Source organism: Hyphomonas chukchiensis, from assembly GCF_000682695.1.
Taxonomy (GTDB): domain Bacteria; phylum Pseudomonadota; class Alphaproteobacteria; order Caulobacterales; family Hyphomonadaceae; genus Hyphomonas; species Hyphomonas chukchiensis.
The window spans coordinates 1-13,431 of sequence record NZ_AWFG01000042.1; the positions used below are offsets into that span (position 1 = coordinate 1).

Genomic DNA, 13,431 nt, shown 5'->3' on the forward strand with positions numbered 1-13,431 from the left:
CTGTTGCTCTATCCTGCTGAGCTACGGGACCATCCGGGCGAGGCTATACGGCATGCCGGGGCGAGTTTGAAGCCTTTAGGGATTGTTTTCGCGGGGCTGAGGCTCCGGCACCAGCAGCGACGCGTTCGCCCCGGCCGTATCAGAATAAAGATCTCGGGCGCGGCGCTGTACCGGACGCCGGTGATGGCACGTAGCTATGTTTACCATGACAAACCGGAGATTTCGCCTCCGCTTAACCTGGAGACCGTGGTCCGCGATTAGGCGCAGGCATTCACAAACGCCTGCGTTTGGCCGATACAGGGACAGTCAGACCACCGGGAGACGACGCACATGCTGGGCATTTATATCCTGATCGGGCTGGGCCTTGTCGTGCTGCTGGCGCTCATCCTGATCTATAACGGACTGGTTCAGAAGCGGCAGATGGTGCGCAATGGCTGGGCCGATGTGGACGTGCAGTTGAAGCGGCGGTCGGACCTGATCCCGCGCCTGATCGAGACGGTCAGGGGCTATGCCGCGCACGAGAACACGCTGTTCCAGGAAGTGGTGACGAAACGCGGCGCAGCGCTGGCGGCAGGCGACGATCCGGTCGCGCGGGGGACGGCGGAGTCGGCCCTGTCGCAGCCCGTGGCACGGCTGGTGGCGGTGGCCGAGGCCTATCCGGACCTGAAAGCGAACCAGAACTTCCTCGACCTGCAGAAGGAGCTGGTCGACACCGAGAACAAAATCGAGATGGCGCGGCGCTTCTTCAATGGCGCGGTGCGCGAGCTGAACATTGCGGTGGAGAGTTTCCCGGCGAACCTGATAGCCGGGCCGTTCGGATTCCAGCAGAGCCCGTTCTTCGAAATCGAGACAGCCGACCGGGCGCTCCCAAGCGTCGACTTCCGGGGCGCATGATGGGCATACGCAGTCTGATCCTTGGCCTGATGGCCGCCCTCCTGTCGCTGAGCGCGATGGCGGAGGAGCGGATAAACCGGTTCGATGTGGCGATCGACGTTGAGCGCGACGGCGACATCGTGGTCAGCGAGACGCTGAACGTGACAGCCGAGGGCTACCAGATCCAGCGCGGCATCTTCCGGCTGCTGCCACGCTATTATGAGGATGATGGCGCGAAGCTACCCTATGCCTACAAGATATTGAGCGTGACGCGGGACGGGGCGCGCGAACCGTATGAGACCTCAAGTGAGGGCAATGCGATGCAGGTGCGCATCGGGGACGCAGATGTCTATCTCGAAAATGGGGCGCATACGTATGAGATCCGCTACCGGGTGAAGAACCAGGTGCGTTATTTTGCGGACATGGATGAAGTCTACTGGAATGCCACGGGCAATTACTGGGACTTTCCGATCGATGCGGCAAACGTGACGATCACTTTCCCTGAAGGCGCGCAGGTGAAGGAACACGCCGCCTATACGGGCGCATCAGGCGACGCAGGCTCTGACTATACCTATCGCGACGAGGGCAATGTGCAGGGCTTTGCGACGACCGGGACGTTGCAGCCCGGCCAGGGCCTGACGGTGGCTGTCGGCATCGAGAAGGGGCTGATCGACCCGCCCTCGAGCGCAGACGAGACGCGGCGCTGGTGGCAACGCAATGGCTCGCTGGCCATCCTGATTGCGTCCCTGCTGGGCGTGTTCTGGTTTTCCTGGCGCAACTTCAACCGTGTCGGGCGCGACCCTGTAAAAGGGCCCGTCTTCCCGCACTATGCGCCGCCGGAAGGCTATTCGCCGGCGGCCGTGCATTACATCTATAATCGTGGCCTGTCGGGCCACAGGGCGCTGATTGCGACGCTGATGAACCTCGCCGTGAAGGGGCATCTCATCATCGAGGCGGGCAAGTCAAAGCTGACCACGCTGACCCTGACGGAGAGCCGCCAGAAGCCGCACCCGATAGCGCCGGAAGACCTGAACCTGGAGGCCGATCTTTTCAGCCAGCGGACGACCCGCAGCTTCGGAAACGTATCCGACCCGAGCTTCACCAAGGCCTATACAAAATTCACCTCGGCGCTGAGCCGGAAATATGGCGACAAGTATTTCCGCTGGAACATCGGATACACGGTGATTGCCATCCTGCTGAGCGGCGGCGCCATCGTGTTCGCGGTGCTGCAGGCGACACAATGGTCGTGGTGGCATACGGCGCTGATTGCCGGGATCATCGCGCTCAATGGCTGGTTCATGTACCTGATGCCAGCACCGACAAAGCTGGGCCAGAACGTGCGTACGGAGATCGAGGGCTTCAAGCTGTACATGGAGACGGCCGAGAAGCTGCAGCTGAATGCTGTCGAGGTGGGCAGCGAAGCGCCGCCACCAATGACAACCGAGCGTTACGAGACCTTCCTGCCGTATGCGATTGCGCTGGACGTGGAGAAGCCGTGGACGAAGCATTTCGAGAGGCTGATGCCGGAAGCGGCGAAGGCCTATAATCCGGCCTGGACCAATATGGCCGCGAACGGCTTCAGCGATGTGGGCCATATGACGAGCGGCATGGTGAGCTCGATCAGCTCGGGCGTTACCAGCTCAATGCCGCAAAGCTCCGGCTCGTCAGGCTCCGGCGGGGGCGGCTTCTCCGGGGGCGGTGGCGGCGGCGGGGGTGGCGGCGGCTGGTAGCCGCCTCACACGTTCGGGATGAGGCCTGAGTCTTCCGGATCGCCGACAATACGCACGAGGGCCTTGCGCAATTTGCCGAGCGCCTGATGCTCTATCTGGCGGACACGCTCCTTGGAAATGCCAAGCTCGATGCCGAGGGCTTCCAGCGTGACGGACTCGTCGCAGAGGCGGCGCTGCAGGATGATATGCGTCTCGCGCTCGTTCAGGGCCTTGAGAGCATCGGCGATCCATTCCTTGCGGCGTGTGGAATCGCGATTGGTCATGACCTGGTCTTCCGGAATGGCGGAATCGTCAGCGATCAAATCCTGCCATTCGCCGTCACCATCGGCGACCATCGGTGCGTTCAGCGACCGGTCGCTGGCCGAAAGGCGCGAGGCCATGGATTCGACATCGCGGACCGGCACGCCAAGATGTTCGGAAATCCACGACGTGTTCTCTTTCGTCATCACGCCATCGCCTGTGTCATCGATCTGGGCGCGCAGGCGGCGGAGATTGAAGAAGAGGGATTTCTGGGCCGAGGTCGTGCCGGTGCGCACGATGGACCAGTTGCGCAGGACATAGTCCTGGATCGAGGAGCGGATCCACCAGCTGGCATAAGTGGAGAAGCGCACTTCGCGGGAGGGCTCGAACCGGGCGGCGGCCATCATCAGGCCGACATTCCCTTCGGAGACCAGGTCGGACATGGGCAGGCCATAATGGCGGAAGCGCGTGGCCATCGAGATGACGAGGCGCATATAGGCTGTGGTGAGTTCGTGGAGGGCGGCTTCGTCTTCCTGCTCGCGCCAGCGGCGGGCGAGGTCCAGCTCGTGCTGCTGTTCGAGCATGGGCGCCTTCATGGCGGTGCGGACAAAGGCCCGGTCGGCGGGTCCGTTCGAGTCGTATGCGCTTGCCATGGTTCAGACACTCCCGAAATGATCCGGACAATTCCGATTTGTATTTCGTTTACGCATTACGGCCCTGATCGGATCAGCGCGCGGCGCGATTTTCGACGGGGGGCACAGCCGCTTGACCCTGATGGGGCCCCGGGCGTAGGTTTGACATGAGAACAATAGCGGAACGAATGGTCCCGGCGCATGGCAGACGGACAGAACCTGACGACTGAAATACGGCTGCCGGCTTCGCGGGCGGGCGAGATTGCGCGCGGGACGCTGCGGTTGCTGGCGGGGCTTGGCTATCATGGCGTGACCGAGATGACGCTGGCGAACAATCGCCGGGCGGACATTGCCGCCGTGGGCCCGGCGGGCGAGATTGCCATCGTGGAGATCAAGTCGTCGGTCGCCGATTTCCGCTCTGATGCCAAATGGCAGGACTATATGCCCTTCTGCGACCGGTTCTATTTTGCCGTGATGGCGGATTTTCCGCAGGAACTGATCCCGGAAGACGTGGGCCTGATCGTAGCCGATGGGTTTGGCGGGGCGGTGATCCGCGAGGCGCCTGTGGACAAGCTGGCGGGGGCGCGGCGCAAGGCCGTGACGCTGCGATTTGCCCGGCTGGCGGCGTGCCGGTTGCAGATGGTCAATGATGCGGGCTGGACGGACCGCCAAGTCTCGCTTACCTGACGCCGCTCATGAGCCACGCCTATCCCCTTGCCCGCAATGTGACCGAAGCCCTGGACCCGGCGGCCCGGGGCGCGCGCACGCGCACCGAAGCCGAAAAGCTGGCGGGCGGCCTGGTCGTGGAGTCGCTGCACACCGAATGGCTGAGCGTGAGCGAGGAAGAGGCCGCGGCCAAGATGGCGGGCACGGCGGACGCCCTGACGCATGGCTTCCTGCAGCGCTATGAGGACGACAAGGGCGCGCCGGTTCTGGCGGTGAGCTATTGGCGGCTGGTCGATCCGGCCAAGGCGAAGAAGGCTGCAAAGCCGAAAAAGCCTGCGCCGGTGGCAGAGCCCAAGGCCGACGAGGCCGATCATACGGATGATCTCTATTTCCGCTCCGGCCGGACCAAGCCCGGCCGCCGGAAGCGCTTTGTCGACCCGAACCAGCTGGACCTGTTCGAGCCGAACGAGGGCTGACCCTTTCGCCTGCACGTGCGGCGCCCGGTGAGGCGCTTTGGGGGTGGGGTCCGGATTTTCAGGATTTTAGGAAGGGTCAGGTGTCCGGGATGGACATGTGGATTCCGTATTCCCGGCGAAGGCCGGGGTCTCGTGCGGCGGGTGACTTTGCTTCAATGGCCTGAGGTCCCGGCATGCGCCGGGAACACGCAGACTCTGGATCACTCAGCGCGAGCGTCAGCCTTGCCGCGACGGGGGCATTTATTGTGTTTGGACGGGGCGCGCGGGGATCATCGCCTATTGCGCGGATATGGATATTGCCTCGGCGGTCGGTGTCGATCAGCAGGGCGCGGCCCGTTTCCTTGCGCCAGCGGGTGATGATCCGCAGCTGCCACCAGAGCCAGGGCCAGTAGAGCACCCTAACGTGCCGGTAGAGGGAGATGTATTCGGGCTCCATGGCCGCCATTATAGGCCCGGGCCGGACGCTGTCGGACAATTCGGGCGGGATGGCCCGTAGTGACTGGGAACGGGGTGGGGAGAGACGCTTCGCGCCGCCCCTGCCTCATGGTGAAGGCTTGCGCCGGGCGCGTAATCGGGCTGGGGTGGGGCATGGATACCGCCCCTGCCCCCGCCGATACGCTGCCGCCTCCCTCACCGAAATATCTCACCAATCGCGAGCTTTATGTTCTGGCGGGCGCGACGGCGGTCGTGGTGGCCAATGCCTATTATATCCACCCGATCATCTCGCTGGTGGCGGACGGCTTCGGCATCAGCCATGCGATGATCGGCATGGTGCCGGCCTTCAACCAGGTCGCGCTGGCGCTGGGCATATTGCTGCTGCTGCCGCTGGGCGACTGGTTCAGCAACCGGCGGCTGGTGTCGGTGCTGGTGGCAGCGCAGTGCGCGTCGGTGGCCGTGATGGCCTTTGCGCCGCATTATGGCCTGTTCGTGCTGGGCTCGACCGTGCTCGGCTTCTTCACCATCGCGCCCTACCTGCTGCCGGCCTATGTGTCGAAACGCGTGGCGCCGGGCGACCTTGGACGGGCGACGGGCATTATCACGACGGGTATTGTGGGCGGCATTCTTGTCGCGCGCGCGGGGGCGGGCGTGGTGGCGGAGTATTTCGGCTGGCGGACGGTCTATTTCATTGCTGCAAGCCTCATGCTGGCCGTGACCTTCCTGTTGCCGCGCATCATGGAACCGCGCGAGGCGGGCAATGATCGCCAGGCCGGGCAGAATTATTGGCGCCTGATCCTCTCGATTGGCGGGATCGTGCGGGACTTTCCGGAAATCCTGCTGTCGGGCGCGATACAGGCGCTGGGCTTTGGCGTGTTCCTGGCGGTGTGGATGGGGCTTGGCCTGCACCTGACCAGTCCGGAAATGGGCTATGGCGTGGACGTTGTCGGCTATCTCGCCGTGCTCGGCGTGGTGAACCTCTACACGACACCGCGCTTTGGCGCCTGGGCCGACAGGATCGGGCCGCGGCGCGCGCGGCTGGCGCTCTCGGGAACGCAGCTCGTGGGCGTGGCGATGCTGTTCTTCATGGGGCACAGTATCTGGCTGTTGATGATCCCGATCATAATGATGAATGTCGGCGGGCCGGCACTGGACGTGTGCAACCGGATGACCTTCCTGAACCGCGCACCGGACATCCGCACCCGTTTGATGACCGTTTACATCGTCATCATGTTCCTCGGCGGCGGCGCGGGCAGCTGGGCCGGGACGGCGGTGTATGACGCGGCGGGCTGGCACGGCACGGCGCTGCTGGCGCTCGCCATGTCGGTGACCATGTTCGGTCTTTGCCTGTGGAGCTTCCGGTGGACAGACAAGACGCAAGCCGCCTGACGCCGCTGGCCGAGGCGCTGCTGGCGCTGGCGGAGGCCGAAGTGGCGCGCGGGGCGCGGGTGATCTTTGTGGCCGGGCCTCAGGGCGTGGGCAAGTCGACGGCGATGGCGGCGATGACTTCGGCCATACCGGGATCGGTCGCGCTTGGGCTCGATGCTTTCTACCTGACGCGGAACGAGCGCATGGCGCTGGCGCGGGACGTTCATCCGCTGTTTGAGACGCGCGGGCCGCCGGGGACGCATGATGTGGCGCTGCTGAGGGACACGCTTGCGCGCCTCAAGGCATCAGGCGCGGAGGAACGGATCCCCGTGCCTGCGTTCGACAAGGCGGAGGATGAGCGGCGGCCTGAGGCGGAGTGGCCGGTTCTGGCGGGGGCGCCGCGCGTGATTTTCGTGGAAGGGTGGATGATGGGCGTCGCAGCGGACCTGTCCGCGCCTGAGGCCGCCCCGCTGAATGCGGTGGAGGCGGAGGATGAGGCCGGTGCGTGGCGCGCGTATCAGGAAGCGCAGCTCGCCGGGCCGTACCAGCGCCTCTGGGACATGGCCGACGCGTTTCTCTATATCGACGCGCCGGGCTTTGACACGGTTCTGGGCTGGCGGATGCAGCAGGAGGAGACGACGCTGGGCGTGGCGCCGGGCGGCCTGCCCCCGGCGCGGCAGGCATGGGTTTCCCGTTTCATCCTGCACTACCAGCGCCTGACCGAGCGTCTGTTGGCGGGTGAGCGGCGGCCGGGGCTGTCAGTGGCAGTGGACAGGTTTAGGCAGCCGAAATGAGGCATCAGCCTTGCGCCGTCGGACGGATGACAATGCTGCCGACATCGACATCCGCCGGCTGACCGATGGCGAAAGCGATGCCGCGGGCGATGGCATCCGGCGACATGCCGATGTCGCCCAATCGGCGTTCAATCCCTTCGCGGACAGCGTCCTCCGTGATCGAGTCGCCGAAGTTCGTGGACGTCATGCCCGGAGAAATCTCGGTAACACGCAGGTGTGGACCGGCTTCCTGGCGCAGGACCTCGGTAATCGTGCGGACGGCATTCTTGGTGCCAGCATAGACGCCCATGGTCGGTACAAGCTGGAGGCCCGCCGTGGAGACAACGTGAACGAAGTGGCCCGCGCCCTGCCGCCGGAAAATGGGCAATGCAGCCGCAATGCCATACAGGACGCCCTTGATGTTGATGTCGATCATGGCGTCCCAGTCGTCGACGCGCAGGGCATCGAACTTCGAAATGGGCCCGATGCCAGCATTGCTGACCCAGACATCGAGCCGGCCGAAGCGCTTGAGAGCGAGATCGGCGAGGGCTTGGACATCCGCGCGCCGACGGACATCGGTCGGCCGAAAGACTGCCTCATGACCAGCCGCCGAAATCTCCGCCGCGAGGTCTGCCAGCGGTTCCTCCCGCCGGGCGCCCAGGACGACCTTTGCCCCGGCCTCCGTCAGCCGGAGGGCGGTTGCCCGCCCGATTCCGCTGCTCGCACCCGTTATCACGATTATCTTGCCCTCGATATTCATGTCGTGTCTCCTTTGAGGAAGATATGGGTCGACAGAGTGGGATGTGATATGTTCAATTCCCCATGAATTCGTCGCAAACGTCCATGAATGCCGATCCCCTCTCCGAAGTTCTGGAGTTGGCCGGTGCACGATCCTTGAGCCTTACGCGCCTCGAGGCAGCAGGAGACTGGGCCCTCGCTTTCCGCGCCAAGACGCGGCTCAAGTTCGTGGCGCTGTTGCGCGGCAACTGCTGGATCTGCATTCCCGGACGAGCCGCGCTGTTGCTGAAACCCGGCGACACATTCCTGCTCGGCAATACGTCCTATATGGTCGCGAGTGACCCTGGCCGGACGCCAACGGATGGCGAGGCCCTTTACCGAGCAGCGGAGGACGGGTCTGTACGTCTCGGCGGGGAAGATACGCTGATGCTGGGGGGGACCGCAGAGTTTGCCGTCGATGTCCTCGCGCTCCTGGAAAGCAGTTTGCCGGACTTCATGCTGGTCACGGCTCAAGCGCCCATGGCGGCCATCCTGCGAGACACGCTGGCCCTGCTTGACCTTGAGATGTCACAAGCCCAGGCAGGCCGGTCACTGGTCTGCGGGCGGCTGGCTGACGTCCTACTGGTGCAGGTGCTGAGAGCCTGTCTCTCGGACAGGGACGGCGAGGCGGCTGGCTGGATAGGGGCGCTGGCCGATCCTCAAATCGGGCGGGCGCTCCAGGCGATGCATGCCGATGTCGGACGTGACTGGACCGTAGCAGACCTTGCATCTCATGCCGGCATGTCGCGATCCGTGTTCGCTCGGGATTTTCGCAAGCGGGCAGGTCAGCCACCGCTTACCTATCTGCGGCGCTGGCGGATGACGCTGGCGCGGCGGGCATTACGGTCCGGGCACAGCCCGGTCGGACCGCTGGCGGCGCGTCTCGGCTATGCGTCCGAAAGCGCCTTCGGCCACGCCTACAAGAAGACGTTCGGTTACGCGCCCACGCATGACCGCCTCCCGAAGCAGGACGACCCAGACTAGACCCGCGCCTTGACGGCTTCTGCGACGGCTTCGGCGGTGATGCCGAAGTGTTTGTAGAGGTCCTTGTAGGGGCCGCTTGCGCCGAAGCTGTCCATGCCGACGAAGCCGCCGTCACGACCGATCCAGCGATCCCAGCCGAAGCGGACGCCGGCCTCGACCGCCACTTTCGGCGTGTCGCCGCCCAGCGTGTCGGACTGGTATTTCGCGTCCTGTGCTTCGAAAAGCTCCATGCAGGGCATCGAGACGACGCGCGTTTTCACGCCGTCCTTCGCGAGCTGTTCCTGCGCGGCGAGCGCGATTTCGACTTCCGAGCCGGTGGCGATGATGACGGCCTGGGCCTTGCCCTTGCAGTCTGACAGGACATAGCCGCCTTTGGCGCAGAGGTTTTCCTCTGTGTGCGTTGTACGTGCAGGCTTCAGGCCCTGACGCGTGAGGGCGAGCGTGGCCGGGCCTTCCGCGTTTTCGAGGGCGAGCTCCCAGCATTCGGCGGTTTCGACGCCGTCGGCCGGGCGGAAGACATGCATGTTCGGCATGGCGCGGAGGCTGGCGACATGTTCGACCGGCTGGTGTGTCGGGCCGTCTTCGCCGAGGCCGATGGAATCATGCGTCATGACGTGGATGACGCGCGCACCCATCAGGGCGCCGAGGCGGATGGCCGGGCGGCTGTAATCCGCGAACACAAGGAACGTGCCCGAATAAGGAATGATGCCGCCATGCAGCGACATGCCGTTCATCGCGGCGGCCATGCCGTGCTCACGCACGCCATAATGGATGTAGCGGCCGCCCCAATTGTCAGGCGTGAGGGACGGTGTGTGCGAGGTGAGCGTATTGTTCGAGCCGGTGAGATCGGCCGAGCCGCCAATCATTTCCGGCACGAGACCGGTGATGACTTCGAGCGCGTCGCCGCTCCACTGACGGGTGGCTTTCGACTGGCCGCCATCGACGACGGCCTTCTTGTGCTTGACCAGCGCCTTGCCGAGATTCTTGGGCAGGCGGCCGGCAATGGCGGCGTTGAACTCGCCCTTTTTCGGGGAGGCGGCGAGGCGTTTCTTCCAGTCGGCGCGGGCCTCCTTGCTGCGCTCGCCGGCTTTTTTCCAGGCGTCCTCGATGGCGGCAGGCACTTCGAACGGCGCGTGGGGCCATTTCAGGCTCTCACGGATGCCGGCGATTTCGTCTGCACCATAGGGGCCGCCATGGGCCTTGCCTGTGCCGGCGAGCTTTGGCGCGCCGAAGCCGATGATCGTCTTGACCGCGAGGAAGACAGGCTTCTTCTGGGTCTGGGCCCATTTGAGGGCGGCGGTGACGTCTTTCTCGTCATGGCCGTCGACCTTGCGGGTGACCCAGCCGGAGGCCTCGAAGCGGGCGCACTGGTCTGTATTGTCCGAGAGGTCGGTGCTGCCGTCGATGGTGACATGGTTGTCGTCGAAGAGGACGATGAGGCGGTTGAGCTGCAGGTGGCCGGCCAGCGTGATCGCTTCCTGGGAGACGCCTTCCATGAGGCAGCCGTCACCGGCGATGACATAGGTCTTGTGGTCGACAAGCTCGTCGCCGAAGCGGGCATTGAGGTGGCGTTCGGCAATGGCCATGCCGACAGCGGTGGCGATGCCCTGGCCGAGCGGGCCGGTGGTCGTCTCGACGCCATCGGTGACGAAATTCTCCGGGTGGCCGGGCGTGTTGGAGCCGATCTGGCGGAAATTGCGGATATCGTCGCGGCTGACCGATTTGTAACCGGTCAGGTGGAGCAGCGAATAGATGAGCATCGAGCCGTGGCCCGCGGAGAGCACGAAACGGTCGCGGTCGGCCCATTTGGGGTCTGTCGGGTCATATTTCAGGAATTTGCGGAAGAGCACCGTCGCTGCATCGGCCATGCCCAGCGGCAGGCCAACGTGGCCCGACTTGGCCGCTTCTACTGCATCCATCGACAGGGCGCGGACGGCATTTGCCATATCCCGGTTCGTAACAGCCATTCTGCTATCTCCAAAAAAATCTTCGCGTGTCGTAGGCCAGACTCCCGCCCCAACGTCAAGCCGCTTGGCGGATGGCAGCAATGCCGTTACTTCATTGAGGAAATGAGTGACCTTGACCCATCTGCCCGCCGCCTCGATGCGGCCCTGAAGCGCCTTGAGGGCGCGCTCGACTCGCTCATGTCGCGAACGGGCGACCCGGCCGTGACCCGCGCAGAGCTGGCGGCACTGGTGGAAGACCGTGCCCGTATGGCCGAAGAGCTGGATGCGTCACTCGCCCGTGAGGAGGAATTGCAGGCCCTCGCCGACGAGGCCAGCGAGGCGCTGGGCGCCGCCATCGAAGAGGTGCGCGCGGCGCTGGGCAATGGCGATTTGGCCGGTGGAACCTCTGAGGAAAGCCCGGAATAGATGGCGAAAGCGGACATCTCCCTGCGCGGAAAGGCCTATGCGATCGCCTGCGCCCCCGGCCAGGAAACCCGCATCCAGATGCTGGCAGAGCAGCTGAATGCGCGCGTGAACCAGATTGCAGGCGCGGTGGGCGACATTGGCGAGGAGCGCTTGCTGCTGATCACGGCGCTGGCCCTGCTGGACGAGCTGGACGCCGCGCGCCGGGCCGTGCCGGGCAATTCGGAGGCCGAAGCGAAACTGGCCAAAGTGCTGAGCGATGCGGCCGCGCGGATCGAGGCGCTGGCGGCGCGGGTTGAAGGCAGCCACTGAGAAAAGCCAGGTCCCGCGACCCTTTGCGCATGGCCGAGCAGGCTCCAAGCGCCCATATTGAAGGCTGACACAGCCGGAAAGGCAGACCCAGATGCAAACCTTCCTGTCGATTGCTTTCTATATTGCCATCGCGGCGCTTGTGATCGTGCTCTTCCTCGGAATCGCCAATCTCGCGCGCACGGACGTCAATCAGGCGAGCCGTTCGAACAAGCTGATGCGGCTGCGCATCTTCGTGCAGGCCATCGTGATTGCCATTCTCGTGGCGCTTGGCGCGCTGGCGGGCGCGTTCAAGATCGGCTTCTAGGAGGCCGTCATGGTCAAGCTCGACAAGATTTACACCAAGACCGGCGACAAGGGCAAAACCCGCCTTTCGACCGGCGAGCCGCTGGACAAGTGGGACCCGCGCGTTGCGGCCTATGGCACAGTGGACGAGGTGAACGCGGCGCTGGGCGTTGCGGCGCTGCATGCCGAGGGCGAAACCTTGGCGGCCCTCCGGCGCGTGCAGAACGACCTGTTCGATCTTGGCGCAGACCTCGCGACGCCGGACCGGGGCACGAAGCTGGAATGGACGCCGCTGCGGATTATCGAGTCGCAGGTGAAGCGGCTTGAGGCCGAGATTGACGCGATGAACGTGAACCTCGCGCCGCTGGACAGTTTCATCCTGCCGGGCGGCAGCCCGCTTGCGGCGCAGCTGCATGTGGCGCGCACACTCTGCCGGCGGGCCGAGCGGATGATTGCGGAACTGTTCGCGATGGAAGACGAAGTGGTGAGCCCCGAAGCGCTCGCCTATACCAACCGCCTGTCGGACTGGCTGTTCGTCATCGGCCGCGTGGCGAACAATAATGGCGCAGATGACATCAAATGGGTGCCGGGGGCGAACCGGTAGGAGAGCGCGTAAGCACACGCAATCATCTTGTCTGCTTTCGGCGTCGAAGCGGGCTATACTGAACCGCGACAGCTAAAAGCCTCATTCGCCCTTTAGACAGTCATCAGCACCCTTAATGCCAAAAAGGGTATTTTCAGTTTGAATTACGAAATCGTCGGGCGCATCGCACTTTTGCCTACTATAGGGCACTTCTCCGCTAGAGAGATTAAATACGTCACCATCCAAGGAGCTTACCGTTATCTGCAATGCGTTTATCAAAACCGTGCATTGAAATTTACCGCCTGTGTTTCCGGTGGATGGGTTGTATGTGTTCGACCCATATTTCCAGCAAATTTGGGTTCGTGCCTCACCTGATAGCGGTGTGCCATGTTCGCCAATATCGCGTTCTTCAACCTTCCACTCTGAAGGAAGTGCAATATCGTTACCCCCGTACCATAGCCATGATCGAGTTTCGTTCTCATAATAGGTTACTTGAAATTTATGGTCTGGGTCGAAGCTCAGATATGTTGTCCCGACTTTCGGGTACTCTGGATAAGTCTCTCGTAGGGCTGCAGCTCGCCCCTCGAATTCTTGGTACAATTTTTCAAAATCTTGAGCGGGGAAGTCAGAACCGACTCCAGAAGTAGCGCAACCATTTACCACCAATACAGCAATCAAAGACGAGCAAAAATTCTTAAAAACCACGCTATTTCCACCTTGCTGCTCACTGGAGATTCGAGACCGTCGAATATCCATCAGTCTTCTACGTCTACTGCGATCTACGCCACTCAGCTCAATACAGCCACTTCTATTCCTTCAACGCGCCTTTCTTCGTCTGTGAAGAGCCAAGCGCTACCCGCAATGTGTCGGATGCTCGTCTTGTGTAGCTTTTCTAACAAGAGCATGAATGCTCTGCTCCCAACAAACTGGA

At 63.3% G+C, this 13,431-nt stretch carries 17 protein-coding genes; 12 read left to right on the top strand and 5 right to left on the bottom strand.

The features are described 5' to 3' along the window. The 3 genes from HY30_RS20360 to HY30_RS13705 all read left to right on the top strand — a co-directional run. Positions 1-261: hypothetical protein (locus HY30_RS20360; protein ID WP_034741722.1), on the top strand; the 261-nt coding region annotated here is incomplete at its 5' end. Positions 262-339: 78 nt separating this feature from the next. Further along, positions 340-894: a LemA family protein gene (locus HY30_RS13700; RefSeq protein WP_034741756.1), complete on the top strand. Its 555-nt coding sequence runs from the start codon at positions 340-342 to the stop codon at positions 892-894. After that, the gene (locus HY30_RS13705; RefSeq protein ID WP_034741725.1) at positions 894-2,603 is read left to right on the top strand and encodes a DUF2207 domain-containing protein; all 1,710 of its coding nucleotides are present in this window, start codon (positions 894-896) and stop codon (positions 2,601-2,603) included. The genes HY30_RS13700 and HY30_RS13705 overlap by 1 nt, the downstream gene beginning before the upstream one ends. Positions 2,604-2,608: 5 nt before the next feature. Here the strand turns inward: HY30_RS13705 and HY30_RS13710 are convergent, their stop codons facing one another. After that, complete coding sequence (locus HY30_RS13710) at positions 2,609-3,496, bottom strand: RNA polymerase factor sigma-32 (RefSeq protein ID WP_034741730.1); 888 nt, start codon at positions 3,494-3,496, stop codon at positions 2,609-2,611. Between the two features lie 180 nt (positions 3,497-3,676). Between HY30_RS13710 and mmcB the strand changes: the two genes are divergently transcribed. Together mmcB and HY30_RS13720 are read left to right on the top strand one after the other, a co-directional pair. Continuing rightward, on the top strand, positions 3,677-4,162 hold the full coding sequence (gene mmcB, locus HY30_RS13715) for a DNA repair putative endonuclease MmcB (protein WP_051615492.1): 486 nt from the start codon (positions 3,677-3,679) through the stop codon (positions 4,160-4,162). An 8-nt stretch (positions 4,163-4,170) separates the two neighbouring features. Further along, complete coding sequence (locus HY30_RS13720; protein ID WP_034741733.1) at positions 4,171-4,617, top strand: hypothetical protein; 447 nt, start codon at positions 4,171-4,173, stop codon at positions 4,615-4,617. A 76-nt stretch (positions 4,618-4,693) separates the two neighbouring features. Here HY30_RS13720 and HY30_RS13725 read toward each other — a convergent pair whose 3' ends face one another. Beyond that, complete coding sequence (locus HY30_RS13725; RefSeq protein WP_162176952.1) at positions 4,694-5,053, bottom strand: hypothetical protein; 360 nt, start codon at positions 5,051-5,053, stop codon at positions 4,694-4,696. A 152-nt stretch (positions 5,054-5,205) separates the two neighbouring features. Here HY30_RS13725 and HY30_RS13730 point away from each other — a divergent pair, with 152 nt between their 5' ends. Together HY30_RS13730 and HY30_RS13735 are read left to right on the top strand one after the other, a co-directional pair. Next, positions 5,206-6,441 (top strand): MFS transporter, encoded by a 1,236-nt coding sequence (locus HY30_RS13730; protein ID WP_051615495.1) that lies wholly within the window; start codon positions 5,206-5,208, stop codon positions 6,439-6,441. Beyond that, positions 6,414-7,214, top strand: a complete 801-nt coding sequence (locus tag HY30_RS13735; RefSeq protein WP_051615493.1) for a hypothetical protein — start codon at positions 6,414-6,416, stop codon at positions 7,212-7,214. Before HY30_RS13730 ends, HY30_RS13735 begins: the two co-directional genes overlap by 28 nt. A gap of 4 nt (positions 7,215-7,218) precedes the next feature. Here the strand turns inward: HY30_RS13735 and HY30_RS13740 are convergent, their stop codons facing one another. Beyond that, positions 7,219-7,953 (bottom strand): SDR family oxidoreductase, encoded by a 735-nt coding sequence (locus HY30_RS13740; protein WP_034741739.1) that lies wholly within the window; start codon positions 7,951-7,953, stop codon positions 7,219-7,221. Positions 7,954-8,036: 83 nt separating this feature from the next. Here HY30_RS13740 and HY30_RS13745 point away from each other — a divergent pair, with 83 nt between their 5' ends. Beyond that, the gene (locus tag HY30_RS13745; RefSeq protein ID WP_081812250.1) at positions 8,037-8,954 is read left to right on the top strand and encodes an AraC family transcriptional regulator; all 918 of its coding nucleotides are present in this window, start codon (positions 8,037-8,039) and stop codon (positions 8,952-8,954) included. On the opposite strand, the gene tkt is transcribed toward HY30_RS13745, so the two are convergent. Next, the gene (tkt, locus tag HY30_RS13750) at positions 8,951-10,921 is read right to left on the bottom strand and encodes a transketolase (RefSeq protein WP_034741745.1); all 1,971 of its coding nucleotides are present in this window, start codon (positions 10,919-10,921) and stop codon (positions 8,951-8,953) included. The genes HY30_RS13745 and tkt overlap by 4 nt on opposite strands. Positions 10,922-11,023: 102 nt before the next feature. Here tkt and HY30_RS13755 point away from each other — a divergent pair, with 102 nt between their 5' ends. The 4 genes from HY30_RS13755 (at position 11,024) to HY30_RS13770 (ending at position 12,521) form a co-directional block, all read left to right on the top strand. Then, a complete protein-coding gene (locus HY30_RS13755) occupies positions 11,024-11,326 on the top strand; it encodes a DUF4164 family protein (RefSeq protein WP_051615494.1) in 303 nt (100 codons plus the stop codon). Further along, positions 11,327-11,635 carry a cell division protein ZapA gene (locus tag HY30_RS13760; protein WP_034741748.1) on the top strand — a complete coding sequence of 103 codons (309 nt, stop codon included), beginning with the start codon at positions 11,327-11,329 and terminating at the stop codon, positions 11,633-11,635. Positions 11,636-11,726: 91 nt separating this feature from the next. Then, the gene (locus HY30_RS13765; RefSeq protein WP_034741751.1) at positions 11,727-11,939 is read left to right on the top strand and encodes a twin transmembrane helix small protein; all 213 of its coding nucleotides are present in this window, start codon (positions 11,727-11,729) and stop codon (positions 11,937-11,939) included. A gap of 9 nt (positions 11,940-11,948) precedes the next feature. Next, positions 11,949-12,521, top strand: a complete 573-nt coding sequence (locus HY30_RS13770; RefSeq protein ID WP_034741753.1) for a cob(I)yrinic acid a,c-diamide adenosyltransferase — start codon at positions 11,949-11,951, stop codon at positions 12,519-12,521. 81 nt (positions 12,522-12,602) lie between these two features. Here HY30_RS13770 and HY30_RS20050 read toward each other — a convergent pair whose 3' ends face one another. Next, positions 12,603-13,256 carry a hypothetical protein gene (locus HY30_RS20050; RefSeq protein ID WP_155839346.1) on the bottom strand — a complete coding sequence of 218 codons (654 nt, stop codon included), beginning with the start codon at positions 13,254-13,256 and terminating at the stop codon, positions 12,603-12,605. Positions 13,257-13,431 lie beyond the last annotated feature (175 nt).